This window comes from Cupriavidus oxalaticus, assembly GCF_038900635.1.
Lineage (GTDB): Bacteria > Pseudomonadota > Gammaproteobacteria > Burkholderiales > Burkholderiaceae > Cupriavidus > Cupriavidus oxalaticus_B.
Genome location: NZ_JAYMRX010000001.1, coordinates 895,713 through 922,509 on the forward strand (window position 1 = coordinate 895,713; position 26,797 = coordinate 922,509).

The 26,797-nt window shown below is 66.5% G+C and carries 26 protein-coding genes; 10 read left to right on the forward strand and 16 right to left on the reverse strand.

Annotation, left to right across the window (positions count from 1 at the left end):
- Nucleotides 1-6: 6 nt before the first annotated feature.
- Complete coding sequence (gene purB, locus VSR71_RS04160) at nt 7-1,383, reverse strand: adenylosuccinate lyase (protein WP_342912633.1); 1,377 nt, start codon at nt 1,381-1,383, stop codon at nt 7-9.
- Between the two features lie 384 nt (nt 1,384-1,767).
- On the opposite strand from purB, the gene VSR71_RS04165 reads away from it, so the two are divergent.
- Nucleotides 1,768-2,382, forward strand: coding sequence for a glutathione S-transferase family protein (locus VSR71_RS04165; RefSeq protein WP_342912634.1), 615 nt, complete (start codon nt 1,768-1,770; stop codon nt 2,380-2,382).
- 67 nt (nt 2,383-2,449) lie between these two features.
- On the opposite strand, the gene mnmA is transcribed toward VSR71_RS04165, so the two are convergent.
- Nucleotides 2,450-3,547 carry a tRNA 2-thiouridine(34) synthase MnmA gene (mnmA, locus tag VSR71_RS04170; protein ID WP_342912635.1) on the reverse strand — a complete coding sequence of 366 codons (1,098 nt, stop codon included), beginning with the start codon at nt 3,545-3,547 and terminating at the stop codon, nt 2,450-2,452.
- Nucleotides 3,544-4,035, reverse strand: coding sequence for an NUDIX hydrolase (locus VSR71_RS04175; protein WP_342912636.1), 492 nt, complete (start codon nt 4,033-4,035; stop codon nt 3,544-3,546). The genes mnmA and VSR71_RS04175 overlap by 4 nt, the downstream gene beginning before the upstream one ends.
- Nucleotides 4,036-4,315: 280 nt before the next feature.
- On the opposite strand from VSR71_RS04175, the gene VSR71_RS04180 reads away from it, so the two are divergent.
- The 4 genes from VSR71_RS04180 to VSR71_RS04195 all read left to right on the forward strand — a co-directional run bounded on the left by VSR71_RS04180 (nt 4,316) and on the right by VSR71_RS04195 (nt 8,645).
- Entirely contained in the window at nt 4,316-5,437 is a 1,122-nt protein-coding gene (locus VSR71_RS04180) for a Re/Si-specific NAD(P)(+) transhydrogenase subunit alpha (protein ID WP_342912637.1), read from the forward strand.
- A 187-nt stretch (nt 5,438-5,624) separates the two neighbouring features.
- Nucleotides 5,625-5,966 (forward strand): NAD(P) transhydrogenase subunit alpha, encoded by a 342-nt coding sequence (locus VSR71_RS04185; RefSeq protein ID WP_342912638.1) that lies wholly within the window; start codon nt 5,625-5,627, stop codon nt 5,964-5,966.
- A complete protein-coding gene (locus VSR71_RS04190; RefSeq protein ID WP_342912639.1) occupies nt 5,966-7,444 on the forward strand; it encodes an NAD(P)(+) transhydrogenase (Re/Si-specific) subunit beta in 1,479 nt (492 codons plus the stop codon). The genes VSR71_RS04185 and VSR71_RS04190 overlap by 1 nt, the downstream gene beginning before the upstream one ends.
- A gap of 154 nt (nt 7,445-7,598) precedes the next feature.
- Nucleotides 7,599-8,645, forward strand: coding sequence for a response regulator (locus VSR71_RS04195; protein WP_342912640.1), 1,047 nt, complete (start codon nt 7,599-7,601; stop codon nt 8,643-8,645).
- Between the two features lie 40 nt (nt 8,646-8,685).
- On the opposite strand, the gene VSR71_RS04200 is transcribed toward VSR71_RS04195, so the two are convergent.
- The 9 genes from VSR71_RS04200 to VSR71_RS04240 all read right to left on the reverse strand — a co-directional run bounded on the left by VSR71_RS04200 (nt 8,686) and on the right by VSR71_RS04240 (nt 18,546).
- Nucleotides 8,686-9,939, reverse strand: a complete 1,254-nt coding sequence (locus VSR71_RS04200; RefSeq protein WP_342912641.1) for a class I SAM-dependent RNA methyltransferase — start codon at nt 9,937-9,939, stop codon at nt 8,686-8,688.
- 64 nt (nt 9,940-10,003) lie between these two features.
- A complete protein-coding gene (locus VSR71_RS04205) occupies nt 10,004-10,609 on the reverse strand; it encodes a 2-hydroxychromene-2-carboxylate isomerase (RefSeq protein ID WP_342912642.1) in 606 nt (201 codons plus the stop codon).
- Between the two features lie 34 nt (nt 10,610-10,643).
- Entirely contained in the window at nt 10,644-11,066 is a 423-nt protein-coding gene (locus VSR71_RS04210) for a CopD family protein (RefSeq protein WP_342912643.1), read from the reverse strand.
- A 50-nt stretch (nt 11,067-11,116) separates the two neighbouring features.
- On the reverse strand, nt 11,117-12,397 hold the full coding sequence (locus VSR71_RS04215; protein ID WP_342912644.1) for a glutamate-5-semialdehyde dehydrogenase: 1,281 nt from the start codon (nt 12,395-12,397) through the stop codon (nt 11,117-11,119).
- 182 nt (nt 12,398-12,579) lie between these two features.
- Entirely contained in the window at nt 12,580-13,638 is a 1,059-nt protein-coding gene (gene holA, locus VSR71_RS04220) for a DNA polymerase III subunit delta (protein WP_342912645.1), read from the reverse strand.
- 17 nt (nt 13,639-13,655) lie between these two features.
- Complete coding sequence (gene lptE / locus VSR71_RS04225) at nt 13,656-14,171, reverse strand: LPS assembly lipoprotein LptE (protein WP_342912646.1); 516 nt, start codon at nt 14,169-14,171, stop codon at nt 13,656-13,658.
- Between the two features lie 40 nt (nt 14,172-14,211).
- Nucleotides 14,212-16,833: a leucine--tRNA ligase gene (gene leuS / locus VSR71_RS04230; RefSeq protein ID WP_342912647.1), complete on the reverse strand. Its 2,622-nt coding sequence runs from the start codon at nt 16,831-16,833 to the stop codon at nt 14,212-14,214.
- 166 nt (nt 16,834-16,999) lie between these two features.
- Nucleotides 17,000-17,797 carry a 4-hydroxy-tetrahydrodipicolinate reductase gene (dapB, locus tag VSR71_RS04235; RefSeq protein ID WP_342912648.1) on the reverse strand — a complete coding sequence of 266 codons (798 nt, stop codon included), beginning with the start codon at nt 17,795-17,797 and terminating at the stop codon, nt 17,000-17,002.
- A 98-nt stretch (nt 17,798-17,895) separates the two neighbouring features.
- The gene (locus VSR71_RS04240; protein ID WP_342912649.1) at nt 17,896-18,546 is read right to left on the reverse strand and encodes an outer membrane protein assembly factor BamE; all 651 of its coding nucleotides are present in this window, start codon (nt 18,544-18,546) and stop codon (nt 17,896-17,898) included.
- Nucleotides 18,547-18,788: 242 nt separating this feature from the next.
- Here VSR71_RS04240 and fur point away from each other — a divergent pair, with 242 nt between their 5' ends.
- Nucleotides 18,789-19,220 (forward strand): ferric iron uptake transcriptional regulator, encoded by a 432-nt coding sequence (gene fur, locus VSR71_RS04245; protein ID WP_012353845.1) that lies wholly within the window; start codon nt 18,789-18,791, stop codon nt 19,218-19,220.
- Between the two features lie 84 nt (nt 19,221-19,304).
- Here the strand turns inward: fur and VSR71_RS04250 are convergent, their stop codons facing one another.
- Entirely contained in the window at nt 19,305-20,300 is a 996-nt protein-coding gene (locus tag VSR71_RS04250) for a LysR family transcriptional regulator (RefSeq protein ID WP_342912650.1), read from the reverse strand.
- Between the two features lie 299 nt (nt 20,301-20,599).
- Between VSR71_RS04250 and VSR71_RS04255 the strand changes: the two genes are divergently transcribed.
- Nucleotides 20,600-21,223, forward strand: coding sequence for a flavin reductase family protein (locus tag VSR71_RS04255; protein ID WP_342912651.1), 624 nt, complete (start codon nt 20,600-20,602; stop codon nt 21,221-21,223).
- Nucleotides 21,224-21,288: 65 nt separating this feature from the next.
- Here VSR71_RS04255 and gap read toward each other — a convergent pair whose 3' ends face one another.
- Complete coding sequence (gene gap, locus VSR71_RS04260; protein ID WP_211957310.1) at nt 21,289-22,287, reverse strand: type I glyceraldehyde-3-phosphate dehydrogenase; 999 nt, start codon at nt 22,285-22,287, stop codon at nt 21,289-21,291.
- An 84-nt stretch (nt 22,288-22,371) separates the two neighbouring features.
- The gene (tkt, locus tag VSR71_RS04265; protein ID WP_342912652.1) at nt 22,372-24,405 is read right to left on the reverse strand and encodes a transketolase; all 2,034 of its coding nucleotides are present in this window, start codon (nt 24,403-24,405) and stop codon (nt 22,372-22,374) included.
- 276 nt (nt 24,406-24,681) lie between these two features.
- Between tkt and VSR71_RS04270 the strand changes: the two genes are divergently transcribed.
- From VSR71_RS04270 to VSR71_RS04280, 3 genes are read left to right on the forward strand one after another with little or no spacing between them, the layout of a single operon-like run.
- Nucleotides 24,682-25,110 (forward strand): VOC family protein, encoded by a 429-nt coding sequence (locus VSR71_RS04270; protein ID WP_133092314.1) that lies wholly within the window; start codon nt 24,682-24,684, stop codon nt 25,108-25,110.
- Entirely contained in the window at nt 25,110-25,865 is a 756-nt protein-coding gene (locus VSR71_RS04275; RefSeq protein ID WP_342912653.1) for a 16S rRNA (uracil(1498)-N(3))-methyltransferase, read from the forward strand. Before VSR71_RS04270 ends, VSR71_RS04275 begins: the two co-directional genes overlap by 1 nt.
- A gap of 48 nt (nt 25,866-25,913) precedes the next feature.
- The gene (locus VSR71_RS04280; RefSeq protein WP_342912654.1) at nt 25,914-26,516 is read left to right on the forward strand and encodes a YidB family protein; all 603 of its coding nucleotides are present in this window, start codon (nt 25,914-25,916) and stop codon (nt 26,514-26,516) included.
- Nucleotides 26,517-26,575: 59 nt separating this feature from the next.
- Here VSR71_RS04280 and VSR71_RS04285 read toward each other — a convergent pair.
- Nucleotides 26,576-26,797, reverse strand: a 222-nt coding sequence (locus VSR71_RS04285; protein WP_342912655.1) for a transposase, incomplete at its 5' end; no start/stop codon positions are given.

Consider the following 26,797-nt stretch of genomic DNA (forward strand, 5'->3'; position numbering starts at 1 on the left):
GTGATGTCAGATGCGCTCGGCGAGCGAAACGGCCTTGCCGATGTAGCTGCCCGGGGTCATGTCGAGCAGCAGCTTCTTGGCATCGTCCGGGATGGCCAGGCCGTTGATAAAGGTCTGCAGCGCCTCGCGCGAGATGCCCTTGCCGCGGGTCAGCTCCTTGAGCTGCTCGTACGGGTTGGGCACGCCGAAGCGGCGCATCACGGTCTGCACCGGCTCGGCCAGCACTTCCCAGCAGTTGTCGAGGTCTTCGTTCAGGCGCTCGGGGTTGGTTTCCAGCTTGCCCAGGCCGCGCAGACAGGCCTCGTATGCCAGCAGGCTGTAGCCGAAGGCCACGCCGATATTGCGCAGCACGGTCGAATCGGTCAGGTCGCGCTGCCAGCGCGACACCGGCAGCTTTTCCGACAGGTGGCGCAGCACCGCGTTGGCCAGGCCGACGTTGCCTTCCGAGTTCTCGAAGTCGATCGGGTTGACCTTGTGCGGCATGGTCGACGAGCCGATTTCGCCGGCCTTGGTCTTCTGCTTGAAGTAGCCCAGCGAGATATAGCCCCAGATGTCGCGGTTCAGGTCGAGCAGGATGGTGTTGGCGCGGGCGACCGCGTCGAACAGCTCGGCCATGTAGTCGTGCGGCTCGATCTGGATGGTGTACGGGTTGAAGGCCAGGCCCAGGCGGGTTTCGATCACCTGCTTCGAGAACGCTTCCCAGTCGAACGCCGGGTAGGCCGACAGGTGCGCGTTGTAGTTGCCCACCGCGCCGTTCATCTTGCCCAGCAGCTCGACCTGCTCGATGCGCTGGATCGCGCGCGCCAGGCGCGCGGCCACGTTGGCCATTTCCTTGCCCAGCGTGGTCGGGCTGGCCGGCTGGCCGTGGGTGCGCGACAGCATCGGCTGGGTGGCATTGAGCCTGGCCAGTTCCACCAGGCGGGCATGCACGCGCTTGAGCGCCGGCACGATGACGCCATCGCGGGCGCCCTTGAGCATCATGCCGTGCGAGGTGTTGTTGATGTCTTCCGACGTGCAGGCGAAGTGAATGAACTCGCTGGCTGCTTCCAGTTCGGCGTTGCCCTTGACCTGCTCCTTGAGCCAGTACTCGACGGCCTTCACGTCATGGTTGGTGACGGCTTCGATTTCCTTGATGCGGGCGGCATCGGCTTCGGAGAACTTGTCCACCAGCGCCAGCAGCGCGGCTTCGGAGGCGGCGGAGAACTTCGGCATGTCGGGCAGGCCGGTCTGGGCCAGCGCGATCAGCCAGTGCACCTCGACCTTGACGCGGTTGCGCATGAAGGCCGCCTCGGACAGCCATTCGCGCAGCGCGTCGGCCTTGGCGGCGTAGCGGCCATCGATCGGGGAAAGAGCGGTGAGCGGCGAAAGCGAGGAGGTGGTCATGCTGGAAACCGGGGAAAGGAAGGAAATAGGGGACGTACGGTGCGCGCCGCGGGGGCTGGCGCGATATCAGCGTCGGATCGGCGGAAGCGCCGGCAACATGAGCGAAGCGCCCGATGCGCCGCACCGGCGGGTTCGCCCGCACGCGCCGCACCGGCACCCGGCGCTGCGCAACGCGGGATTTTACCACCCCTGCCCCGGCTCCGGGGCAGCGGCCAAGTTCGCCCGCGGGGCATCGGTGCGCGACCCCGCATTCGTCCGGCACCGCAGGTATACTCGCGCACGCCGTTCCAGTAGCCTGTTATGAAGTGCATCGGGCAGCAGCGCACCCCGGCGCCGCTGCCACGCCGCAGACGATGCACTTCATAACAAGCTCAAGGGGAGAACATGAAGCTGTATGCGTCCCATACCAGTCCCTACGCGCGTAAGGTGCGCGTGGTGATGGCGGAAAAGAAGATCGACTACCAGCTGGTCGAAGAGGACGTCTGGTCGCCGGAATCGAAGATCGGCCAGTACAACCCGCTGGGCAAGGTGCCGTGCCTGGTGATGGAGGACGGCGGAAGCATCTTCGATTCGCGCGTGATCGTCGAGTATGTCGACACGCTGACGCCAGTCAGCCGGATGATCCCGCAAGGCGGGCGCGAGCGGCTGGAAGTTCGCTGCTGGGAAGCGCTGGCCGACGGCCTGCTCGACGCCGCCCTGCTGGCGCGCCTGGAGGTAACGCAGCGCGAGCCGCATGAGCGCAGCGAGCGCTGGGTCAAGCGCCAGCTCGGCAAGATCGACGCGGCACTGGCCGCCATGGCCCACGGCCTGGCCGACCGCCCCTTCTGCACCGGCACGCACTATTCGCTGGCCGATGTCGCGGTGGGCTGCGCGCTGTCGTACCTGGATTTCCGCTTCCCCGACATCGCCTGGCGCGAGCGCCATCCCAACCTGGCGGCGCTGGAAGAAAAGCTGTCGAAGCGGCAGTCGTTCATCGATACCGCGCCGCCCCGCGGCTGAAATCCAGCTGCTCCAATAAAAAACACCCGCGCGCAGCGGGTGTTTTTTATTCGGCCGATCACGGCATTTATTGGATGATGCCGCCGCCCAGGCAGACCTCGCCGTCGTACAGCACCGCCGACTGCCCCGGCGTGACGGCCCATTGTGCCTCGGCAAACCCCAGCTGCAGCGTGTCGCCGTTCGCCGCCTGCACGGTGCAGGCGGCATCGCTCTGGCGATAGCGGGTCTTGGCCGCCATCGCCGCGCCAGCGGCCGGCGCCTCGCCGGCCACCCACGACAAGTCCGACGCGGTCAGCACCGGCGTCAGCAGCCATGGGTGGTCGTGGCCCTGCACCACGTAAAGCGTGTTGTTCGCCATATCCTTGCGCGCCACATACCAGGCATCGCCGTTGCCGTCGCGGCTGCCGCCCAGGCCAATGCCCTTGCGCTGGCCCAGCGTATAGAACGCCAGCCCGATATGCTCGCCCACGACCTTGCCCTCGGGCGTCTTCATCGGGCCCGGTTTAGTGGGCAGGTAGCGGTTCAGGAAATCGCGGAACGGACGTTCGCCGATAAAGCAGATGCCGGTCGAGTCCTTCTTTTTCGCGTTCGGCAGGCCGATCTCGGCCGCGATCTCGCGCACGCGCGTCTTGGGGATCTCGCCCAGCGGGAACAGCGTGCGCGACAGCTGCGCCTGGTTCAGCCGGTGCAGGAAATAGCTCTGGTCCTTGGTGTGGTCGAGTGCCTTGAGCAGCTCGAAGCCCCCTGCCGCGTTCTGGCGCACGCGCGCATAGTGGCCGGTGGCGATGGTCTCGGCGCCCAGCGACATCGCATGGTCCAGGAAGGCCTTGAACTTGATCTCGGCATTGCACAGCACGTCCGGATTGGGCGTGCGGCCAGCCGAGTACTCACGCAGGAAATCGGCAAAGACGCGGTCCTTGTACTCGGCCGCAAAGTTGACCGCCTCGACGTCGACGCCGATCAGGTCGGCCACTGACACCACGTCCAGCCAGTCCTGGCGCGTGGAGCAGTACTCGCTGTCGTCATCGTCTTCCCAGTTCTTCATGAACAGGCCGATGACCTCGTAGCCCTGCTGCTTGAGCAGCCACGCGGTGACCGACGAATCCACCCCGCCCGACATGCCCACGACCACGCGCTGCCCTTTCGCGTTTCCGTTCGCGCTCACAACTGTGCTCCCACGGACAACGCCGAGGGGTGCGTGTACAGCGCATCCAGCGCGAAACGCTTGCCGGCCAGGTAGTCGTCGATGCAGGCCTGCACCAGCGGCGTGCGGTGGCGTTCCGGGCAGGCGCGGATCTCGTCGGCGCTCATCCAGACCGTGCGCACGATGCCGGTGTCGAGCTGGCGGCCGGCGTCGAGCGAGCCCAGGTCGCCGGTAAAGGCAAAGCGCACGTATGTGACATCCGTACCGGTGCGCGACGACAGCGAGCGGCCCATGTAGCAGCCCAGCAACGCGCGCGGCTCGAAGGTGTGCGCGGTTTCTTCCAGGGTTTCGCGGATAACGGCGCGGATCAGGCTCTCGCCCGGATCCAGGTGGCCGGCAGGCTGGTTCAGGCGCAGGCCTTCCGCGGTTTCCTCTTCGACCAGCAGGAAGCGTCCACCGCGCTCGATCACGGCGGCAACGGTCACTCTGGCATTCCAATCACGTGGCATGATGCTCAATTTTTAGGCAATTTCGCATTCTACCGGTTGCCGGGGCATCGTGCAGCGGCATAGGCTGCCGGCCGGACAGGCAGGCGAAACTGTTCGGAACTGTCCGGAAATTCGTTGCCGCACTGCAACAAAAACCGACCGCGCGGTCACACCATAGCGCGTCAGATTGCTGTAAGCTGCGAAAAAATTGTGCGCTGCGGCCAAGCCGGCACGGCGAGCAACGGGCCAGACGTCGGTCCGCCCAACCAGATCACGACGCCAGCTAAAGGAGAAATCGACGATGTACATCGGCATCCCGCAGGAGACGCGGGCAGGCGAAACTCGCGTCGCCGCCACCCCCGAGACGGTCAAGAAGTACGTCGCCCAGGGCCACAAGGTCATCGTCCAGGCTGGTGCCGGCGTACGCGCCAGCCAGCCCGACGGCGCGTATGAAGCGGTCGGCGCCACCATCGGCACCGCAGCCGAAGCGCTGGGAGCCCAGCTGGTGCTCAAGGTGCGCGCGCCCGAGCCGGCCGAGCTTGCACAGATGAAGCCCGGGGCCGTGCTGGTGGGCATGCTCAATCCCTTCGATGCCGAGAACAACGCGCGCATGGCAGCAGCCAACGTGACCGCGTTTGCGCTCGAGGCCGCGCCGCGCACCACGCGCGCGCAGAGCATGGACGTGCTGTCGTCGCAGGCCAACATCGCCGGCTACAAGGCCGTGCTGGTGGCCGCGCACCACTACCAGCGCTTCATGCCGATGCTGATGACCGCCGCCGGCACCGTCAAGGCCGCGCGCGTGCTGATCCTGGGCGCCGGCGTCGCCGGCCTGCAGGCGATCGCCACCGCCAAGCGCCTGGGCGCGGTGATCGAGGCGTCCGACGTGCGCCCCGCGGTCAAGGAACAGATCGAGTCGCTGGGCGGCAAGTTCCTCGACGTACCGTTCCTGACCGACGAGGAGCGCGAGATCGCGCAAGGCGTGGGCGGCTATGCGCGCCCGATGCCGCCGGACTGGATGAAGCGTCAGGCCGAGCTGGTGCACCAGCGCGCGATCCAGGCCGACATCGTCATCACCACCGCGCTGATCCCGGGCCGCAAGGCGCCGGTGCTGCTGCAGGAAGCGACCGTGCAGCAGATGAAGCCGGGCTCGGTGGTGGTGGACCTGGCCGCCGCGCAGGGCGGCAACTGTCCGCTGACGGTGGCTGACGAGGTGGTCGAGCGCCACGGCGTCACCCTCATCGGCCATACCAACCTGGCCAGCATGGTGGCGGCCGACGCCTCGGCGCTCTACGCCCGCAACGTGCTGGATTTCCTCAAGCTGGTCATCGACAAGGATGGCCAGTACGCGCTCAACCTCGAAGACGACATTGTCGCCGCCTGCCTGATGTGCCGGGACGGCCAGGTCGTGCGCGAGGCAGCGTAATACGCGGCGTAAAAGCGCGATCAAGGAAATCAAGAAGGCCTGAGGTCTTGCTCCCCTCCCCGCCCAGCGGGAGAGGGAGCACGCAAACGGTCATTCAGAGCCCCTGGCGTTTCGCGCGCCGCAGTACAGCAAAAAAGAACACAGTAAAACGCTGCATCCCGGTTTCAAAGCAACGGAGGAGAAGTCGATGGAGATGGTGAACCACACGGTGATCAACCTGATCATCTTCGTGCTGGCAATCTACGTGGGCTACCACGTGGTCTGGACGGTCACGCCAGCCCTGCATACGCCGCTGATGGCGGTAACCAACGCGATCTCGGCCATCATCATCGTCGGCGCGATGCTCGCCGCGGGCCTGACCGAAGGCGCCACGGGCCGCATCATGGGCACGCTGGCGGTGGCATTGGCCGCGGTCAACGTGTTCGGCGGCTTCCTGGTCACCCAGCGCATGCTGGAAATGTTCAAGAAGAAAGAGCCGAAGGCCAAGGCGCCCGAAGCCAAGCAGGCACTGGCCGGGGAGGGCGCGTAATGGCAGCCGGCCTCGTCAGCATGAACCTCGTCACCCTGCTCTACCTGGTGGCCTCGGTCTGCTTTATCCAGGCGCTCAAGGGCCTGTCGCACCCGGCCTCGGCGCGCAAGGGCAATGCCTTCGGCATGATCGGCATGGCCATCGCCGTGGTCACCACGCTGGTCCTGATCATCAAGCTCAAGAACGACTTCCTGGCGGCCGGCACGGCGCAGTCTTCGGTGGGCTCCGGCCTGGCGCTGATCTTTGGCGCGCTGGTGGTGGGCGGCGGCATCGGCGCCTACGTGGCGCGCAAGGTGCAGATGACCAAGATGCCCGAACTGGTCGCGGCGATGCACTCGCTGATCGGTCTCGCGGCGGTGTTCATCGCGGTGGCCGCGGTAGCGGAGCCGGCCGCGTTCGGCATCACGCCGGCGGGCTCGCACCTGATCCCGCTGGGCAACCGGATCGAGCTGTTCATCGGCTGCTTCGTCGGCGCCATCACCTTCTCCGGTTCTGTGATCGCCTTCGGCAAGCTCGCCGGGCGCTACAAGTTCCGCCTGTTCCAGGGCGCGCCGGTGGTGTTCGCCGGCCAGCACTGGCTGAACCTGCTGCTGGCGGTGGCGATGGTCGGCTTCGGCGTGATCTTCTTCATGTCGCAGGACTGGCTGCCGTTCCTGATCATGCTGGCCATCGCCTTCGTGCTCGGCGTGCTGATCATCATCCCGATCGGCGGCGCCGACATGCCGGTGGTGGTGTCGATGCTGAACTCGTACTCGGGCTGGGCGGCGGCGGGCATCGGCTTCTCGCTGAACAACCCGATGCTGATCATCGCCGGCTCGCTGGTGGGGTCAAGCGGTGCCATCCTCTCGTACATCATGTGCAAGGCGATGAACCGCTCGTTCTTCAATGTGATCCTGGGCGGCTTCGGCGGCGATGCGTCGGCAGGCGCGGCCGCCGGCGCGCAGGCGCAGCGCAACGTGAAGTCCGGCTCGGCCGACGATGCCGCCTTCCTGATGGGCAATGCCGAGACCGTGATCATCGTGCCGGGCTACGGCCTGGCCGTGGCGCGCGCGCAGCACGCCCTGAAGGAACTGACCGAAAAGCTGGCCGAAAAGGGCGTGACCGTGAAGTACGCGATCCACCCGGTGGCCGGCCGCATGCCCGGCCACATGAACGTGCTGCTGGCCGAGGCCGAAGTGCCGTACGACCAGGTCTTCGAAATGGAAGACATCAACAGCGAGTTCGGCCAGGCCGACGTGGTGCTGGTGCTGGGCGCCAACGACGTGGTCAACCCCGCGGCCAAGACCGATCCCAAGTCGCCGATCGCCGGGATGCCGATCCTGGAGGCGTACAAGGCCAAGACCATCATCGTCAACAAGCGCTCGATGGCGGCCGGCTACGCCGGCCTGGACAACGAGCTGTTCTACATGGACAAGACCATGATGGTGTTCGGCGACGCCAAGAAGGTGGTCGAGGACATGTTCAAGGCGGTCGACTAAGACTGCCGTGCCCGCGGGTGGCCGGGGCTTCCCGGCCGCCTGCGGCGCCGTGCCTTGCAAGGCAGCCACGGCGCGCTATACTGGCCTGCGAATGCGCACGCCGGCTTGCCGAATGCGCCGAACCCCTGCCCGCCGGCCCCGACGCCAACGCATCATGACCTTCAACCCGCATGACCGGAACCTGTCGGTCTTCCATCACCCGGTCCTGACCGTCCTGGTCGACGACAGCAAATCCTTCATCGACAGCCTGGCGTTCCAGATGGATGCCTCGCGCGCGGTCATCACCTTCACCGACCCGCGTGAAGCGCTGCAATGGATCCGCGAGGCCTATGCCACCCGCTTCCCCGGTTTCCTGCCGGTGCGGGTCACGCATGACGACCTGACCTTCCTGACCGAGCGCCGCACCGTCCAGCTCGATATCGACCGGATCTACCGCCAGATCCACGATATCAACCGCTTCCTGCAGCCGGGCGTGATCGTGGTGGACTACTCGATGCCGCAGATGGACGGGCTGGAGTTCTGCCAGGCACTGCAGGACCTGCCGTGCAAGACCATCCTGCTGACCGGCACCGCTGACGAAAGCATCGCCGTGCAGGGCTTCAACCACGGGCTGATCGACCGCTACGTAAAGAAGCACGACAGCAATATGGTGGAGCGGCTGGACCAGGAAATCGAGGCCATGCAGCAGGCGTACTTCGCCACGCTGTCGCGCACGCTGCGCGAGCTGCTGACGCGGCATTCGTTCTCGTTCCTGTCCGACCCGGCCATGACCGAGCGGGTGCGCCAGCTCACGGCGCGCTACGGCTTTGTCGAGTATTACCTGTACCCCAACCCGGCCGGCATCCTGCTGTTGACTGCGCAAGGCCACGCCACGCTGATGGTGATCGAGACCCGCGCCGGCCTGATGAGCCAGGTGGAATCGGCCGAAGCCTACGACGCCCCCGCCGCGCTGATCGAAGGGCTGCGCGAGGGCCGCCTGATACCGTTCTTCTGGCCGGGCAACGGGATGTACACGCCCGCCTGCATCGACTGGGAACAATACTGCCTGCCCGCCGAGCGCTGCGAAGGCAACGAAGAGTTCTTTTACGCCCTGTTCGACCTGCCGCGCCACCTGCTGCAGGAACCGGTGGTCAGCCTGCAGGGCTTCCTGACCGATTTTTCCCGCCATCCCGAGGCCCTGACGGGGCGCAAGCGCCCCTGACCCCTGACCCCGGCCGGGCCGGCCGGGATCGGAAGGGCGCTCAGTCCGCCTGCGGCGCCCGGTTGGTGCCGCGCACCATGTCGAAGCGGAACAGCCGGCATTCGATATTGCCGTTGTAAAGCGGCGTGCGGCGCGATTCCTTCAGCCGCAGCCGGCGCGGAAAGCCCAGGTCGCCGGTAAAGACCCACGCCTGCCAGCCCGCGAAATTCTGCTTGAGGGTCGTGGCAAAGGCATTGGCGAACTGATTGGCGGCCTCCTCCTCCACCTCGTCTCGCGGCATCTCCTCCCCCGGCATCCGGCGCTGCCCGCGCACCGCGATACGCTCGCCATACGGCGGGTTCATCAGCAGCAGGCCCGGCTCGTCGTAGGGCGGCTGCACGAAGCGCGCATCGACCTGCTTGGTGCGCGCCTCGCCCGGGAGGCCGGCGCGCTGCCAGTTGGCCTGCGTGATGGCCAGCATGTCGGTCGAGATGTCCGACCCCAGCACCTGAAGTTCATCCGCCGAGGCCAGCATGCGCGCGCGCTGGGCGTCGTCCTTGAGCTTCTGCCACGCCTTGCGGTCGACGCCCTTGAGCCATTCGAAGGCAAAGCTGCGGCTGCCGCCCGGGGCAATGTCCAGCGCCACCTGGGCGGCCTCGATCAGGAACGTCCCGCTGCCGCACATCGGATCGTAGAACGGCCGGAAGGTCTGCCCCGGCACCCAGCCCGCCAGGCGCAGGATGCCGGCGGCCAGGTTTTCCTTCAGCGGCGCCTCGCCCTTCTCGGTGCGCCAGCCGCGCTTGAACAGGGGCTCGCCAGTGGTGTCCAGGTACAGCGTGCAGTCGCGCTCGGTCAGGTGGGCATAGACGCGCACATCCGGGCTGACAGTATCGACACTCGGGCGCGCGCCCAGGCGCTCGCGCATGGCATCGCAGACGCCGTCCTTGACCCGCAGCGCGGTGAAATTCAGGCTGCGCAGCGGCGACTTGTGCGCGGTGATATCGATGCGCAGCGACTCGTCCGGCGAGAACCACTGCTCCCAGCGCACGCCGCGCGCCAGGTTATAGATGTCGTCCTCGTGCCGGTAGCCGCGCGCGGCCACCCGCAGCAGCACGCGGCTGGCGATGCGCGAATGCAGGTTGACCGCATAGGCGGCGGCCATCTCGCCGGAGAAGTTGACCCCGCCCGGCACCTCCTGGTGCACCGTGAACGGCGCCAGCGCGGCCATGCCCGGCCGGGCGGCGATCTCGCGCAGTTCTTCGGCGAGGGCGCTCTCCAGGCCGCGCGGGCAAGGGGCAAAGAAGGCTTGGGTCATGGGTCAGGTTTCCTGCAAACAAAAACGTCCGCCGTAGCGGACGGGAGATATCCGATAGCTTACTTCAGGCGGCGGCGAGCGCGCGTTCGAGGAAGTCGAGCCGGTCCTGGCCCCAGAAGGGCTGGCCGTCGAATACGTACCACGGCGCACCGAATACGCCCGCCGAGATCGCGTCCTGCGTGTTCTGCGCGTAGGCCGCCTGTACCGACTGGGCCTCGCTGGCCTTGAGCAGGCCATCGCCATCCAGGCCGGCCTCGCCGGCGATCTGCGCCAGCGTGGCGGCATCGGCGATATTGCGCTGCTGCGCCCACACCGCCGCGCCGATCGCTCCGGTCAGCTGCATCGCGCGCGCGGTGCCATGCGCCAGCTGCGCCGCGATGATCAGCTTGCTGGCGGCGTCGCCGGAGACCGGGAAGAAGGTCGGCTCCAGGTTCAGCGGCAGGTCAAGGAATGCACTCCAGCGCTTGAGCTCGACCAGCCGGTAGGCCTGGCGCTGCGGCGGGCGCTGCGCCAGCGGCAGTCCGCCGGAGACGGAGAATACCTTGCCCATGTCGCACGGCTTCAGGTTCACCTGCACGTCGTGGCGCTCGGCCATCGCGGCGAAGCGGGCATGGCCCATGTAGACAAAGGGCGATTGCGGCGTCAGGTAGTAGTCAACCAGCTTGCTCATTTCGATCTCGCAAATTGTGGAACGGGCGCCCGGCTCAGAACGGCTTGACGACCACCAGGATCACCACCGCCAGCAGCACCAGCACCGGCAGCTCGTTGAACCAGCGATAAAACTTGTGCGAGCGCGAATTGCGCCCGCCTTCGAACTTGCGCAGCAGCACGCCACAGCCGTGGTGGTAGCCGATCAGCACCAGCACCAGCGCCAGCTTGGCATGCATCCAGCCCTGCCCGGCGCCGCGGCCGATGCCGTAGCCCAGGTACAGCCACAGCCCGAACACCACCGCCGGCACCGCCAGCATGGTCATGAAGCGGAACAGCTTGCGCGCCATCAGCAGCAGGCGCTGGGTGCTGGCGGCATCGGTCTCCATCGCCAGGTTGACGAAAATGCGCGGCAGGTAGAACAGGCCGGCGAACCACGAAACGACGAAGACGATATGCAGCGCTTTGACCCAGAGCATCGGCGGACGGACGTTGGCTTGCGGTTGTTATTGTTGTTGGCGGGCCGGCGTCAGGTCCGGATCTCGCCGTGCCCGAAGACCACGTACTTGAGCGAGGTCAGCCCTTCCAGCCCGACCGGGCCGCGCGCATGCAGCTTGTCGTTGGAGATGCCGATCTCCGCGCCCAGGCCGTATTCGAAACCGTCGGCGAAGCGGGTCGAGGCGTTGATCATCACGCTGGCCGAATCGACCTCGCGGATAAAACGCATGCCCGCCGAGTAGTCCTCGGTAATGATCGAATCGGTGTGGTGCGAGCCGTATTCGTTGATATGCGCGATAGCATCATCCAGGCCGGCGACGGTCTTGATCGCGAGGATCGGAGCGAGGTATTCCAGGCGCCAGTCGTCCTCGGCGGCATCGACCAGGCCGCCGAAGCCGGCAGCCTCCAGCGTGGCACGGGTAGCCGGGCAAACGCGCAGCTCGACGCCCTTCTCCTGGTAGATGCGGCACAGCGGCGGCAACGCGGCGGCGGCGATGTCCCGCGACACCAGCAGCGTTTCCATGGTGTTGCACGGCGCGTAGCGCTGGGTCTTGGCGTTGTCGCAGACGCGCACGGCCTTGTCCAGGTCGGCGGCGGCATCGATGTAGACGTGGCAGATGCCGTCCAGGTGCTTGATCATCGGCACGCGCGCTTCTTCCATCAGGCGCGCGATCAGGCTCTTGCCGCCGCGCGGCACGATTACGTCGACGAATTCGGTCATGGTGATCAGGCGGCCGACCGCGGCGCGGTCGGTGGTCTCGATCACCTGCACGGCCTCGGGCGGCAGGCCGGCGGCGGCCAGGCCCTCGGCCACCAGCGCGGCCAGCGCGGTGTTGGATTCGATCGCCTCGGAACCGCCGCGCAGGATGGTGGCGTTGCCAGACTTCAGGCACAGCGCGGCGGCATCGATGGTCACGTTGGGGCGCGACTCATAGATGATGCCGATCACGCCCAGCGGCACGCGCATCTGGCCCACCTGGATGCCGGTCGGGCGGAACTTCATGTTCGAGATCTCGCCGATCGGGTCGGCCAGCGCGGCGATCTGCTCCAGGCCGGCGGCCATGGTGGCTATGGCCTTGTCCGACAGCGTCAGGCGGTCGACGAAGGCGGCATCCTGGCCGTTGGCGCGGGCACGCTCCACGTCGCGCGCATTGACGGCCTTGAGCTTGTCGGCATCGCGGCGGATCGCGGCGGCAATGGTCAGCAGCGCCTGGTTCTTGTCCGCCGTGGAGGCACGCGCCATCGCGCGCGACGCCGCGCGGGCCTGGCGGCCGACGCGGTCCATGTATTGGTTGAGGTCGAGCTCGTTCATGTCAGTGGCCGGGGGAAGGCCGTCAGTGTGTGTGTTTCTCCCCTCTCCCGCGCGCGGGAGAGGGGTTGGGGGAGAGGGCCGGTGTATCAACGCGCGATATCGCAAGATTCACCGCCTGCCCTCACCCCCGGCCCCTCTCCCGCACGCGGGAGAGGGGAGCAAACCTTCCGGCGAGCAAACGCTCAGCGCGCAACCATCAGCGCCAGCTGCTGCAAGCCATCCCACGGCTCCGCCGGCAATGGCGCGCTGCCCGGTGGGGGCAGGTCCTGCAGGCCCTTGACCTGTCGGTCCAGCCGCGCCGCCAGCGCCAGCGCCGCTTCCAGCCGGGGCAGCTGCAGCCGTTGCGCGGCCTGCGGCACCAGCCGCTCGCGCGGGCCCCAGACGCGCAGTTCGCGCATCAGCACACCCGCCGGCTTGCCGCCCGCAAGGCCTTGCCGGACCTTGGATAATACGCGAATTTCCTCGGTCAGCGCCCACAGCACCAGCACCGTGGCCTCGCCCTCGCCGCGCAGCCCTTCGAGCATGCGCACCAGGCGCGGCACGTCGCCCGACAGCATCGCCTCGGACAGCTTGAAAACGTCGTAGCGGGCCACGTTCAGCACCGCGTCGTGGACCTGGTCGAAACTCAGTTCGCCCGGCGGGTACAGCAAACCCAGCTTCTGGATCTCCTGGTGCGCCGCCAGCAGGTTGCCCTCGACCTTGTCGGCGACGAACTGCAGCGCGCGCCGGCCAGGCTCGCCGCCCTCGACGCGCTGCTGCTGCAGCGCCAGCCGCTCGCCAACCCAGGCCGGCAACCGGGTGCGATCCACCGTGTCGACCTTGATCGACACGCCGGCGCCTTCCAGCGCCTGGAACCACGCCGACTTGGAGGTGGCGAAATCCAGCCGCGGCAGCGTCACCAGCAAGACCACGTCGGGTGAAGGCTGCGCCGCCACCGCGCGCAGCGCCTCGCCGCCGTCCTTGCCGGGCTTGCCGGAAGGGATGCGCAACTCGACGATCTTGCGGTCGCCGAACAGCGACATCGACTGTTGCGCCTCGACCAGCTGGCCCCAGTGGAAGCCGCGCTCGGCCACCAGCACCTCGCGCTCGGAGAATCCCGCTTCGCGCGCCGCGGCACGCAGGCGGTCGACCGCCTCCAGCACCAGCAGGTGCTCGTCGCCGTGCACCACGTACAGCGGCGCCAGGCCCTTGGCCTTCGCCTGCTTCAGGTGCGCGTCGAGCCCGTCGAGCTTGAGTTGCATGCCGTAAGCCTGCCCGCTCAGATCGCCTTGACCGCGGCCAGCCGGCGCATCAGCTGCTGCACGATATCGCGTTGCATGTCGCGGTACAGCTGCTGCTCTTCGTAGTCCTTGGCCAGCGTGTTGGCTTCGTTGTAGGTCAGGTCGCGCGTCAGCACCAGCTGCGACGGCGCGATCAGTTCCTTGCCGGCGGCATCGCGCAGGCGGAAGGTGAACCGCTGCGTCAGGCGGTATTCGCGCACCACGCCCTCGGTCGTGATCGACAGGATGGACTTGGTGCGGGTGTCCTGCAGCACGTCCAGCAGCGCGTCGGCCTCTTTCTGGTCGGCCACCACCTGGGTGTCGGAGCCGCCGCGGATGGCGCGGCGCAGGTCCGCGCCCATCAGCGAGTTGGGCGGAATCCCGATATAGAGCCGCTTGAACGCGAAGTCCGAATTGCCGCGCATATGGAAGCCGCAGCCAGCCAGCAGGCCCGTTGCCGGCACCGCCAGCATCGCCGCGAGCACCTTGCGGCGGCCCATGTTCAGTCGCTTCATTCTTGGCGATTCCTCAGTCAGGTTCCGGGCCGCTGACCCGTTACAGCACCACGTTCACCAGCCGGCCGGGCACCACCACGATCTTCTTGGGTGCCTTGCCTTCGGCAAACTTGGCCACGGTCTCACTGCCGGCTGCGGCCGCTTCGATCGCGGCGCGGTCGGCGCTGGCCGGCACGGTAATGCTGCCGCGCACCTTGCCGTTGATCTGCAGCACCAGCTCGATCTCGCTGCGCACCAGCGCGGCTTCATCGACCTGCGGCCACGGCGCGTCGAGCAGGTCGCCGGATTCGACGGCGAAGCCCAGCTGGTCCCACAGCCCATGGGTGATGTGCGGCACCACCGGGTACAGCACCCGCAGCAGGATGCCGAAGCACTCGCGGCGCGCGGCCGGCGAAGCGGTCTTGGCATCCTCCAGCGCGTTCAGCATCTTCATCGTGGCCGAGACCACGGTGTTGTACTGGATGCGCTGGTAGTCATAGTTGGCTTGCTTGAGCACGCCGTGGATCTCCCGGCGCAGCTCGGCGTCATCGGCCGTGATGGCACTGCCGGCGCCATCGCGCAGCGCGGCGGCGTTGGCATAGCCGTAGTTCCACACGCGGCGCAGGAAGCGCGAGGCGCCCTCCACGCCCGAGCCGCTCCACTCCAGCTGCTGCTCGGGCGGCGCGGCGAACATCACGAACAGGCGCGCGGTATCGGCGCCGTACTGGTCGATCAGCGCCTGCGGGTCGATGCCGTTGTTCTTGGACTTCGACATCTTCTCGATGCCGCCGATCACCACCGGCTGGCCGTCGGCCTTCAGCGTGGCGCCCACCGGGCGGCCGCGCTCGTCGGTCTGCACGTCGACGTCGGCCGGGTTGTACCAGTGCTTCTTGCCCGAGGCGTCTTCGCGATAGAAGGTTTCGTTCAGCACCATGCCCTGCGTCAGCAGGTTGGTGAAGGGCTCGTCGAACCTGACCAGGCCCAGGTCGCGCATGACCTTGGTCCAGAAGCGCGCGTACAGCAGGTGCAGGATCGCGTGCTCGATGCCGCCGATGTACTGGTCCATCGGCATCCAGTAGTCGTTGCGGGCATCGACCATGGTGGCCGCGTCCGGGCAGGTATAGCGCATGTAGTACCAGCACGAATCGATGAAGGTATCCATCGTGTCGGTCTCGCGGCGCGCCGGCTTGCCGCAGGACGGGCAGGTGCACTGCAGGAAGCGCGGGTCCTTGGCCAGCGGGTTGCCGGTGCCGTCCGGCACCAGGTCTTCGGGCAGCACCACCGGCAGGTCCTGTTCAGGCACCGGCACCACGCCGCAGCTGTCGCAGTGGATCAGCGGGATCGGCGTGCCCCAGTAGCGCTGGCGCGAGATACCCCAGTCGCGCAGGCGCCAGGTGGTCTTCTTCTCGCCCAGGCCCATCGCGCCCAGGTCGGCGGCGATCGCTTCCACCGCGGCCTGATAGCCCAGGCCATCGTACTTGCCGCTGTGGATGCAGGTGCCGTTTTCCTTGTCGCCGTACCATTCCTGCCAGGCTTCGGTCGAGTACGGCTGGCCCTTCACGTCGATTACCTGCTTGATCGGCAGCTTGTACTTGTTGGCGAAGGCGAAGTCGCGCTCGTCGTGCGCAGGCACGCCCATCACGGCGCCGTCGCCGTAGCTCATCAGCACGTAGTTGCCGACCCACACGTCGACCTTCTCGCCGGTCAGCGGGTGCACGACCTGCAGGCCGGTCGGCATGCCCTTCTTCTCCATGGTCGCCATGTCGGCTTCCATGACCGAGCCGTGCTTGCATTCGTCGATGAAGGCAGCCAGCTCGGGGTTGTTCAGCGCGGCGTGCGTGGCCAGCGGGTGCTCGGCGGCGACCGCGCAGAAGGTCACGCCCATGATGGTGTCGGCGCGCGTAGTGAAGACGTAGAGCTTGCCGTCGTTGATCGGCTTGCCGTCCTCGTCCGGGATGTCATGGGTGAAGGCAAAGCGCACGCCCACGCTCTTGCCGATCCAGTTCTGCTGCATCACCTTGACGCGCTCGGGCCAGCCCAGGCCGTCGAGGTCGCCCAGCAGTTCCTCCGCATACTCGGTGATGCGCAGGTAGTACATCGGGATCTCGCGCTTTTCCACCACCGCGCCCGAGCGCCAGCCACGGCCGTCGATGACCTGCTCGTTGGCCAGCACGGTCTGGTCGACCGGATCCCAGTTGACGGTGCCGGTCTTGCGGTAGGCGATGCCCTTTTCCAGCATCTTCAGGAACAGCCACTGGTTCCAGCGGTAGTAGTCCGGGCTGCAGGTGGCAATCTCGCGCGACCAGTCGATCGCCAGGCCCATCGACTGCATCTGCTTCTTCATGTAAGCGATGTTGTCGTAGGTCCAGGCTGCCGGCGCCACGCCGTTGTTCAGCGCGGCGTTTTCCGCCGGCATGCCGAAGGCGTCCCAGCCCATCGGCATCAGCACGTTGTTGCCGTTCATGCGCAGGTAGCGCGCCATCACATCGTTGATGGTGTAGTTGCGCACGTGGCCCATGTGCAGCTTGCCCGACGGGTACGGCAGCATCGAGCAGGCGTAGAACTTGGGCTTTTCCTTGCCGTCGGGGCCCGCTGCATGCTCCGACACACGATAGGCGTCGATGGCTTGCCAGTGCTGCTGGGCGGCTTGTTCAACGGCGGAAGGAAGGTATTTGTCTTGCATGGTCGGGACAGCGGTCAGGGCAGCGACTGCGCGGCAACTGGCCTGCCGGCAGCCGGGGAAGCGTTGGAATGTGGGCGGCGGGCGCCGGTCTGGGCGCCCGTCCGGCGAGCAATGCTAAAGCAATCGATTATAACCGTGGCGCCAGCCCTGGCCGCCCCCGGGCGCCTTACTTCAGGCCCAGCACGTCCTGCATGTCGAACAGGCCGTTTGCCTTGTCGACCAGGAAACGGGCCGAACGCACGGCACCGTCGGCATAGGACTGGCGGCTGGACGACTTGTGGCTGATCTCGATGCGCTCGCCGATGCCGGCAAACATCACGGTATGGTCGCCGACGATGTCGCCGCCGCGGATGGTGGCAAAGCCGATCGAATTGGGATCGCGCTCGCCGGTATGGCCTTCGCGGGCATAGACGGCGCAGGTCTTCAGGTCGCGGCCCAGCGCATCGGCGATCACTTCACCCATCTTCAGCGCGGTGCCCGATGGTGCGTCGACCTTGAAGCGGTGGTGGGCCTCGATCACCTCGATGTCATAGCCGCTCGACAGCAGCCTGGCCGCCACTTCCAGCAGCTTGAAGGTGGCATTGACGCCAACGCTGAAGTTGGCGGCAAAGACAATGCCGATGGACTTGGCGGCCTCGGCCAGCGCGGCCTTGCCGGCATCGTCGAAGCCGGTGGTGCCGACTACCATCTTGACGCCCAGCTTCTTCGCCGCGGCCAAGTGCGCCAGCGTGCCTTCCGGACGGGTGAAGTCGATCAGGCAATCGGCGCCGGCCAGCCCGGCCTCCACGTCGGCGGTGATCGCCACGCCGGTGTTGCGGCCAAGGAACAGGCCCGCGTCCTGGCCCAGCGCCGGCGAACCCGGCAGGTCGAGCGCGCCCGACAGCTTCACGCCCTCGGTATTCAGCACTTGTTCGATCAGCATGCGGCCCATGCGGCCGGATGCGCCTGCGATGGCGATGTTCATGGTGTCTGGCTCAGCGGAATGTGCGCAATACGTGAAAATTGAATGGGCCGGTCATGGCTGACCGGCCCCGCAAGAGATGGCAAGCCGCGGACGGCGGCTCAGTTGGCTTTGGACGCTTCGGCGGGCGCGATGGCCTGCGCGGGGGCCGCGGCCGGCGCCGCTTCAGCCGCGGGAGTGGCGGACGCAGGCGCCGCGGGCGTCTGGGCCGGCGCGGCGGCCGCCTCGGTCGCCTGCCGCGGCACGAAGTTTTCCACGGTGGTCTGCGCCTCGGCCGGGGCGGCGGCCGCGCTGCTGGTGGATACCTTGCCCGGGGTCTGGTTCTTCAGCGCCCTCTTCATGCCGTCAATCTCGGCGATCAGCTCGTATTCGGACGGGAGTTCATCGCCGCCAAACTTGACCAGGCGGTCGCCATCGAAAAAGACCGTATAGCGGCGCTGCTGCACCACCGGGGTGTTGCCGCGGCGGAACGAGAACACGTAGTCCCAGCGGTTGGCGTGGAACACATCGGTCAGCAGCGGCGTGCCGAGCAGGAACTTGACTTGCTCGCGCGTCATGCCTTCGCGCAGCTGCGAGGCGGCTTCGCGGGACACGAAGTTGCCCTGCACGATATTGATCCGGTACGGCGTGATGGCGTTGGCTACCTTGCGCGAGGTGGAATCGTAGGCCGAGCAGGCGCCGGCCAGCAGTGCCGCGGCCAGCAGGGAGACAACCAGCGTCGGGCGCATGGCGGACGAACGGATATAACGCATGTATCTCGCTTCCGGGAGGGAAAGGGAAAGTACGGAAAGTACCGCGGAAGACCGGCGCAGCAGCGCTGCAAGAGCCGGTTACACCACATGCGCACGGAGCGCCTGCCGCGGCAACCACATGGGACCGACCGCAAATGCCTGAGGCGCGTTGCCCACATGGGACATGGCACCGCGGGCGACTTTTGCTGTCAAAACCCTTATGATTCAACTATCCAGACATTGTACTCTAGGGAGTCACGCCCATGCCGAGTCCGGCGGACCTCAAGAATATCGGCCTGAAGGCGACGGTGCCCAGGCTGAAGATTCTTGAAATTTTTCAGACCAGCGAACAGCGGCACCTGAGCGCGGAAGACGTCTACCGTATCCTGCTGAACGAGCATATGGATATCGGCCTCGCAACCGTCTACCGCGTGCTGACCCAGTTCGAACAGGCAGGCCTGCTGTCGCGCAACAACTTTGAATCCGGCAAGGCCATTTTCGAGCTCAACGAAGGCAAGCACCATGACCACCTGGTGTGCCTCGATTGCGGCCGCGTCGAAGAATTCTTCGATTCCGAAATCGAGCAACGCCAGCAAAGCATTGCGCGCGAGCGCGGCTTTACCCTGCAGGAACACGCACTGTCGCTGTACGGCAACTGCACCAAAACCAACTGTCCCCACAGACCCAAACGATAAGCCGGCGCACGCACCGCGCGAGCGCATCCGGCAAAAACAAAAACCGGCGCCAGGCGCCGGTTTTTTTTATCGGTGCGCGCCGGATCAGCGCTCGCGCAGCGCTTGCAGGTCTTCTTCGGCAACCACGCGCGCGGGGCGCGATGCCGGCAGGCCGACAAACTCTGCCACCACCTGCCGGAACAGGTTGCGCGCCCATACCAGCATCGGATGGGTGTTGCGGCTGCGGTGCCAGAACATGTTCAGGCCGACCGTAGTGTTGAGTTCAGCCGGCAGCGGGAACGCCTTCAGGCCGTAGGTTTCGCAGGCCATGTCCTTGGTCAGCGCATTGACGGTGAAGATCATGTCGGTCTGCGAGGCCATCTCGGCCTGGGCCCGCCACGAATGCACCGTCAGCGTCGCATTGCGCTTGAGGCCGCGCTGCTGCAGCGCGTAGTCGAGCGGGATCAGTGACGGCGCCGGGCGGCCCGCGCCGCCGGAATGCGCCATGAAGATATGGCCGCAATCCAGGTATTGCTCCAGCGTGCAGTGGTTCTTCAGCACCGGGTGGTTCTTGCGCGCGCACACCCACAGGTTCAGCGACGTCACCATTTCCTCGACAATTTCCGGGTGCCGGGTCGGGAACGGGGAGAATGCCAGGTCCAGCTCGTTGGCGCGCATCGAGGCCACGTCGGCTTCCCAGGAATGGGATTCGACCAGCTTGATATGCAGGTCCGGCGCCAGCTGCTTGATACGCAACACGAAGCGGTTGAAGACCGTGTCGCCCAGCTCGGCGGCAAAGCCGATGCTCAGCGTGCCGGTGGCCACCGCGGGTTCGAAATTGTCGGCGTCGCCTTCGTTGATCGACGACCACAGGTCCAGCATGTCGCGGATCTTGGGACCCAGCTCCAGCGCGCGGGGAGTGGGCGTCAGGCCGTGCGGAACGCGGATGAAGAGCGGATCGTCAAAAATCTCGCGCAACCGGCCCAGCGAATGCGACACGGCCGGCGCGGTCATATGCATCTTCTCCGCGACGTAAGTGGCGTTTCGCTTACTCAGCAGCTCGGTGAAGATCACTAAAAGCTTTGTGTCTACGTTCACCATGATCAGGCCCAGGTCAGATTTTTCTTAGCAAAGATGGCCCCACCACTTGCACTGGCTGCACATCAGATTTCAACGGCATCCTGGTAGTGTAAGAGGAAAAAACAAGCTCGAAAAGCAAATTCGGCATTTTCGGAACGCCCAACCTTGTCATATTTCCGAAAAATAATGTCGTTTTTATGAAGTTGGTCTCATATACGCCCAATTTCCGTCATCGGCAGACCGACGAGGCTCGGCGTATATTGGCAGTCGCCATCCCATTTTTGTCATTCTTTTCCTAGGGCGCGGACGCGTCCGCCATCATGCCTGACTCCCAAGCCGACCATTCCCGCCTTCCCGTCGAACTGTCAAAGGCCTACCGCCTGCTCAACCACGGCCCGACCGTGCTCGTCAGCGCGGCCGCCGGCGGCAAGCGCAATATCATGGCCGCCGCGTGGGCAATGCCGCTGGATTTCGCGCCGCCCAAGGTTGCGGTGGTGCTGGACAAGAGCACCTGGACCCGGCGCCTGCTGGAAGAAAGCGGCGAATTCGTGCTGCAGGTTCCCACCGTCAGCCAGGTCGACCTCACCGAGGCGCTTGGCTCCAGTTCCGGCCTGGCCCTGCTGGAGCAGGAAGGGACCGACAAGTTCGATGCCTACGGGCTGGGCACCTTTGCCGGCGCCGTCGTCGGCGCGCCGCTGCTGGAAGGCTGCGCGGCCTGGCTCGAATGCAGGCTCCTGCCCGAGCCGGCGACACAGCAGGCCTATGACCTGTTCCTCGGTGAAGTGGTCGCCGCGCATGCGGATTCGCGCGTGTTCAGCAACGGGCGCTGGCATTTCGAGGGCCATGACGCGCTGCGCACCATCCACCATGTGGCCGGCGGCCACTTCCTGGTGGACGGCGCCGCGGTCGACGCGCGCCCGCTGGCGCCGCGCCAGGCAGGCTGAACTGCCGCCGCACCCAAAGAAAAACGCGCCCGAAGGCGCGTTTTTTTTCTGCAAGGACAGCCGGATTACTTGGCCACCACGCGTGCCATTTCCAGGCACTTGTTCGAGTAGCCCCACTCGTTGTCGTACCAGCTCACGACCTTGATGAAGGTGCCGTCCAGCGCGATGCCGGCTTCAGCATCGAAGATCGAGGTGCGCGCATCGCCGCGGAAGTCCGTGGCGACAACCTTGTCTTCGGTGTAGCCGAGCACGCCCTTCAGCGCGCCCTGGCTCTGGGCCTTCATCTCGGCGCAGATTTCTTCGTACGAAGCCGACTTTTCCAGCTCGACGGTCAGGTCAACCACCGACACGTCCGAGGTCGGCACGCGGAACGACATGCCGGTCAGCTTCTTGTTCAGCTGCGGAATCACCACGCCCACGGCCTTGGCAGCGCCGGTCGACGACGGGATGATGTTTTCCAGGATGCCGCGGCCGCCGCGCCAGTCCTTGTTGGACGGGCCGTCGACGGTCTTCTGCGTGGCGGTGGCAGCGTGCACGGTCGTCATCAGGCCGCGCTTGATGCCCCACTTGTCGTTCAGCACCTTGGCCACCGGGGCCAGGCAGTTGGTGGTGCAGCTGGCGTTGGAGATGATCGCCTCGCCCTTGTACGTCTCGTGATTCACGCCGTACACGAACATCGGGGTGTCGTCCTTGGACGGAGCCGACATGATCACCTTCTTGGCGCCCGCGTCGATGTGCTTCTGCGCGCCTTCCTTGGTCAGGAAGATGCCGGTCGACTCGATCACCACGTCGGCGCCGACTTCGCCCCACTTCAGCTCGGACGGATCCTTGACTGCGGTCAGGCGGATCTTCTTGCCGTTGACGACCAGGGTGTTGCCGTCGACCGACACTTCGCCGTCAAAGCGGCCATGCACCGAGTCGTACTTCAGCATGTAGGCCAGGTAGTCGGGCTCGAGCAGGTCGTTGATGGCAACGACTTCGATGTCCTTGAAGTTGGCGGCTGCGGCGCGGAACACCATGCGTCCGATGCGGCCGAAGCCGTTGATGCCGATCTTGATGGTCATGACTGTCTCTCCTGAGGATCGATGAAAACCGGTGGGCGCCGCTGCTGCCGCGCGGCGCACCGCGCGTCTCCAGCGCCCGGATGCTTAGATAAGGGTGTCTTTCACCGTACGCACGACGTTGTCGACGGTGAAGCCGAAGTGCTTGAACAGCACGCCGGCCGGTGCCGATTCGCCGAAAGTGTCGATGCCAACTACCGCTTGGACCTGGTATTTCCACCAGAAGTCCGTCACGCCCGCCTCGACCGCCACGCGCGGCACGCCGGCCGGCAGCACGCTGGCCTTGTAGGCGCTGTCCTGCTTGTCGAACACGGTGGTCGCCGGGATCGAGACCACGCGCACATGCACGCCTTCCGCAGCCAGTGCGTCTGCGGCGCCAACGGCCAGGCCCACTTCCGAGCCGGTTGCCATGATCACCGCGTCCGGACGGCCGGTCCTGGCGTTGACGCTGTCGCGCAGCACGTAGCCGCCGCGCGCGATATTGGCGCGGGTGGCGTCGTCGCGTTGCTGGAACGGCAGGTTCTGGCGGCTGAAGATCAGGCAGCTCGGGCCGTTCTCGCGGCGGATCGCCTCGGCCCAGGCCACGGCGGTCTCGGTGGTGTCGGCGGTACGCCAGACGTCCATGTTGGGGATCAGGCGCAGGCTGGCGACGTGCTCGATCGACTGGTGCGTCGGGCCATCTTCGCCCAGGCCGATCGAGTCATGGGTGAACACGAACAGCGAGCGGATCTTCATCAGCGCCGCCATGCGCAGCGCATTGCGACTGTAGTCCGAGAACGTCAGGAAGGTCGCGCCGTAGGGGATGTAGCCACCATGCAGCGCGATGCCGTTCATGATGGCGCTCATGCCGAACTCGCGCACGCCGTAGTTGATGTGGTTGCCCCAGGCGTCGACGCGCACGGCCTTGCTGCCGGTCCAGTTGGTCAGGTTCGAGCCGGTCAGGTCGGCCGAGCCGCCGAGGAACTCGGGCAGCACCGGGCCGAAGGCCTCGATGGTGTTCTGGCTGGCCTTGCGGGTGGCGATGGTCTCGGCCTTTTCCTCGCACTTGGCGATAAAGGCTTCGACGGCGGCGTCGAACGAGCCCGGCAGCTCGCCCTTCATGCGGCGCGTGAATTCGCCGGCTTCGTACGGGTGGCGCTCGGCATACGCGTCGAACAGCGCGGTCCAGGCGCGCTCCAGCGCCTGGCCATTGGCCTTGGCGTCCCAGGCGTCATAGACGTCGGCCGGCACATCGAACGGGGCGTGGGCCCAGCCCAGCGCCTCGCGCGTGGCCAGCACTTCGGCGCCGCCCAGCGGCGCGCCGTGCACGTCGTGGCCGCCTTCCTTGTTGGGCGCACCCTTGCCGATCTTGGTGCGGCAGCAGATCAGGGTCGGCTTGTCGCTGGCCTTGGCCTGCGAGATCGCCAGGTCGACGGCGGTAATGTCATGGCCGTCGATACCGCGGATCACGTTCCAGCCATAGGCTTCGAAGCGCTTCGGGGTGTCGTCGTTGAACCAGTGCACGACATCGCCGTCGATCGAGATGCCGTTGTCGTCCCACAGCGCAATGAGCTTATTAAGCTTTAGCGTGCCGGCCAGCGAGCAGGCCTCGTGCGAGATGCCTTCCATCAGGCAGCCATCGCCCAGGAAAACGTAGGTGTGGTGGTTGACGATATCGAAGCCGGGGCGGTTGAATTCTTCGCCCAGCAGGCGTTCGGCCATCGCCATGCCGACCGCGTTGGTGATGCCCTGGCCGAGCGGACCGGTGGTGGTCTCCACGCCCGGGGTGATGCCGTATTCCGGGTGGCCGGCGGTCTTGCTGTGCAGCTGGCGGAAATTCCTCAGCTCTTCGACCGGCAGGTCATAGCCGCTCAGGTGCAGCAGCGCGTAGATCAGCATCGAACCGTGGCCGTTCGACAGCACGAAGCGGTCGCGGTCGGCCCAGTGCGGGTTGGCCGGGTTGTGCTTCAGGTGCCGGCCCCACAGCGCCACGGCGATATCCGCCATGCCCATCGGCGCACCGGGGTGGCCGGAATTGGCCTGCTGGACGGCGTCCATGGCAAGCACACGGATGGCATCGGCCATCAGCTTGGCGGGCTGGGAAGCAAAGGGACTCGTTGCGGGATGGGCTAGGGCGGACATTCGGGCGGTCTTTGACGTGAGCTTGGACGCGGGCGGGCGTGGGCCTGTCGGCGGGAAAACCGCAATTTTAACAGAAGCTAAGGGGTTTTCCGGACTCCCGGACACCGGTGGCGGGCATGGCTCGGGGATCACCCGCGGGGCCGGGGCGCGTGGCGCTGCGCTGCACTTCGACAGCGTAGCGCCACGCGCGTAAGATGCACACTCGCACCGCGCGGCCCGGCTTGGCGACAGCCGAGCGACAGACCGCGCCGGGTTTCCCGCAGACAGGAGACGATCATGAGCAGACCGGCCAACACCCCCTGGCTCACCCCCTACCTGACCGTCGCCAACGGGCGCGCCGCACTGGATTTCTACAGCCGCGCCTTCGGCTTTGCCGCCGGCAACGTGGTCGATGAAAACGGCGTGCCGACCCACGCCGAAATGCACTACCAGGGCGATCTGGTAGTGATGTTCGCACCCGAAGGCGCCTGGGGCAGCACCGCCCGCACGCCCCGCTCGCTCGGCGTGGAATGCCCGCAAACCTTCTATGTCTATTGCGACGATGTCGACGCGATGCACCAGCGCGCGGTCGACGCCGGCGCCGTCAGCCTGATGGCACCGGCCGACCAGTTCTGGGGCGACCGCTACTGCATGGTCGAGGACCCCGATGGGTACCGCTGGGGCTTCGGCAAGCCGCTCGATCCGAACGGGGGCAAGGCAAGCTGATGGCTCCGCGTTTCTTTGTCGGCGGCACGGACACGATCCTTGCCGCCGAAGCCGAATTTCCCCTGCCCGAACCGGTGGTACGCCACGTCCAGGTGCTGCGCCTGGCGCCCGGCGATGCCATCACGCTGTTCGACGGCCGTGGCGGCAGCCACGCCGCCACCCTGCTCGAACTGGGCAAGCGCCATGCGCTGGCGCGCATCGGCGCGCACGACGCGGCCGAGGCCGAGCCGCCCTTCCGCGTCACGCTGGCGCAAGGGCTGGCCGGTGGCGACAAGATGGACTGGCTGATCGAGAAAGCGGTCGAACTCGGTGTCGCCGCGATCCAGCCGCTGCAGGCCAACCGCTCGGTGGTGCGCCTCACCGGTGACCGCGCGCCCAAGCGCCAGGCGCACTGGCAGGCGCTGGTGCAGGCCGCCTGCGAGCAATGCGGGCGCAATCGCTTGCCCGCCGTGGCGCCGGTCGCTAACTTTGAGACATGGCTGGCGCAGTCCGGGGGCGGCACCGGGGCAAGGCTGCTGGTGTCGCCGCGGGCAGAGCAGTCGCTGCCGGCCTATGTGGCCGAGCGCCGCGACACGCTGCTTGCAGATGGCGTCACGCTGCTGATCGGCCCCGAAGGCGGTCTGTCGCCGGACGAAGAGCGCGCGGCACTGCAGGCCGGCTTCACCGGCGTGTCGCTCGGCCCGCGCATCCTGCGCACCGAGACCGCCGGACTGGTCTGCCTTTCCACGCTCAACGCCTTGCTTGGCGGATTCTGACGGCGGCGGCCATCCGGCCAGCGCCAACCTTGACTGAAGGAGTCGACCATGGGACTACTCGATAGCGTGCTGGGCGGCGTGCTCGGACAACTGGGCAATGCCCGAGGCGAAGAAGGCAGCGCCGGCGGGCTCAATCCGAAGCTGATGATGGCGCTCGGCCTGCTGGCAATGCTGGCCATGCGCAACCGCGGCCAGGAAAGCGGCTCTGCAGCGCCGGTCGACGATGGGCTCGGCGGACTGGGCAGCCTTGGCGGGCTGCTGGGCGGCGTGCTCGGCGGCAATGCCAGCGCGCCCGGCGCCACCGGCGGGCTCGACCTTGGCTCCCTGCTTGGTGGGCTGCTTGGCGGCCAGGGTGGCGCGCCGGCCAACAGCCAGGCGCTGGGCGCTGCCGCAGGCGGCATCGGCGCGCTGCAGCAGATCCTGGCACAGGCCGGGCTGGGCGACCAGGTGGATTCGTGGATCGGCACCGGCGCCAACCAGCCGGTCACGCCGTCGGCGCTGAGCGACGCGCTGGGCGGGACCGGGGCGCTGGACTCGCTGGCACAGTCGACCGGGATGTCGCAGGAGGACGTAGCGGCGCAACTGAGCGAAGGCCTGCCCGAGCTGATCGACCGGCTGACACCGCACGGGCATATCCCTGCGCAGGAGTAAGCCGGCACGCGCTGCGCCCAAACAAACAAAAAGCCCGCAAATGCGGGCTTTTTTTTGGTTCATCGCCGAATTCCGGGGAAAGCCGCACGGATCTTGAGGAAGAAGTAGTGGTCATCGCGGAAGCCATAGGCCATGCGCTTGATCACCTTGATCCGATTGTTGATGCCTTCGACCAGATTCGTGCCCAAGGGCCAGCGGGTGTGGGCCAAGATGCCCGGCAGGTAGGGCTTGAGCCGCCGGGCGAACTGGCGCAGCGGCTCGATCCCGCTGCTCATGGCGCG

What these genes read in the sequence shown, in the direction of transcription:
- purB (WP_342912633.1), bottom strand. Translation starts at nt 1,383, where the DNA reads ATGACCACCTCCTCGCTTTCGCCGCTCACCGCTCTTTCCCCGATCGAT.
- VSR71_RS04165 (WP_342912634.1), top strand. Translation starts at nt 1,768, where the DNA reads ATGAAGCTGTATGCGTCCCATACCAGTCCCTACGCGCGTAAGGTGCGC.
- VSR71_RS04175 (WP_342912636.1), bottom strand. Translation starts at nt 4,035, where the DNA reads ATGCCACGTGATTGGAATGCCAGAGTGACCGTTGCCGCCGTGATCGAG.
- VSR71_RS04180 (WP_342912637.1), top strand. Translation starts at nt 4,316, where the DNA reads ATGTACATCGGCATCCCGCAGGAGACGCGGGCAGGCGAAACTCGCGTC.
- VSR71_RS04185 (WP_342912638.1), top strand. Translation starts at nt 5,625, where the DNA reads ATGGAGATGGTGAACCACACGGTGATCAACCTGATCATCTTCGTGCTG.
- VSR71_RS04190 (WP_342912639.1), top strand. Translation starts at nt 5,966, where the DNA reads ATGGCAGCCGGCCTCGTCAGCATGAACCTCGTCACCCTGCTCTACCTG.
- VSR71_RS04195 (WP_342912640.1), top strand. Translation starts at nt 7,599, where the DNA reads ATGACCTTCAACCCGCATGACCGGAACCTGTCGGTCTTCCATCACCCG.
- VSR71_RS04200 (WP_342912641.1), bottom strand. Translation starts at nt 9,939, where the DNA reads ATGACCCAAGCCTTCTTTGCCCCTTGCCCGCGCGGCCTGGAGAGCGCC.
- VSR71_RS04205 (WP_342912642.1), bottom strand. Translation starts at nt 10,609, where the DNA reads ATGAGCAAGCTGGTTGACTACTACCTGACGCCGCAATCGCCCTTTGTC.
- VSR71_RS04210 (WP_342912643.1), bottom strand. Translation starts at nt 11,066, where the DNA reads ATGCTCTGGGTCAAAGCGCTGCATATCGTCTTCGTCGTTTCGTGGTTC.
- VSR71_RS04215 (WP_342912644.1), bottom strand. Translation starts at nt 12,397, where the DNA reads ATGAACGAGCTCGACCTCAACCAATACATGGACCGCGTCGGCCGCCAG.
- holA (WP_342912645.1), bottom strand. Translation starts at nt 13,638, where the DNA reads ATGCAACTCAAGCTCGACGGGCTCGACGCGCACCTGAAGCAGGCGAAG.
- lptE (WP_342912646.1), bottom strand. Translation starts at nt 14,171, where the DNA reads ATGAAGCGACTGAACATGGGCCGCCGCAAGGTGCTCGCGGCGATGCTG.
- leuS (WP_342912647.1), bottom strand. Translation starts at nt 16,833, where the DNA reads ATGCAAGACAAATACCTTCCTTCCGCCGTTGAACAAGCCGCCCAGCAG.
- dapB (WP_342912648.1), bottom strand. Translation starts at nt 17,797, where the DNA reads ATGAACATCGCCATCGCAGGCGCATCCGGCCGCATGGGCCGCATGCTG.
- VSR71_RS04240 (WP_342912649.1), bottom strand. Translation starts at nt 18,546, where the DNA reads ATGCGTTATATCCGTTCGTCCGCCATGCGCCCGACGCTGGTTGTCTCC.
- fur (WP_012353845.1), top strand. Translation starts at nt 18,789, where the DNA reads ATGCCGAGTCCGGCGGACCTCAAGAATATCGGCCTGAAGGCGACGGTG.
- VSR71_RS04250 (WP_342912650.1), bottom strand. Translation starts at nt 20,300, where the DNA reads ATGGTGAACGTAGACACAAAGCTTTTAGTGATCTTCACCGAGCTGCTG.
- VSR71_RS04255 (WP_342912651.1), top strand. Translation starts at nt 20,600, where the DNA reads ATGCCTGACTCCCAAGCCGACCATTCCCGCCTTCCCGTCGAACTGTCA.
- gap (WP_211957310.1), bottom strand. Translation starts at nt 22,287, where the DNA reads ATGACCATCAAGATCGGCATCAACGGCTTCGGCCGCATCGGACGCATG.
- tkt (WP_342912652.1), bottom strand. Translation starts at nt 24,405, where the DNA reads ATGTCCGCCCTAGCCCATCCCGCAACGAGTCCCTTTGCTTCCCAGCCC.
- VSR71_RS04270 (WP_133092314.1), top strand. Translation starts at nt 24,682, where the DNA reads ATGAGCAGACCGGCCAACACCCCCTGGCTCACCCCCTACCTGACCGTC.
- VSR71_RS04275 (WP_342912653.1), top strand. Translation starts at nt 25,110, where the DNA reads ATGGCTCCGCGTTTCTTTGTCGGCGGCACGGACACGATCCTTGCCGCC.
- VSR71_RS04280 (WP_342912654.1), top strand. Translation starts at nt 25,914, where the DNA reads ATGGGACTACTCGATAGCGTGCTGGGCGGCGTGCTCGGACAACTGGGC.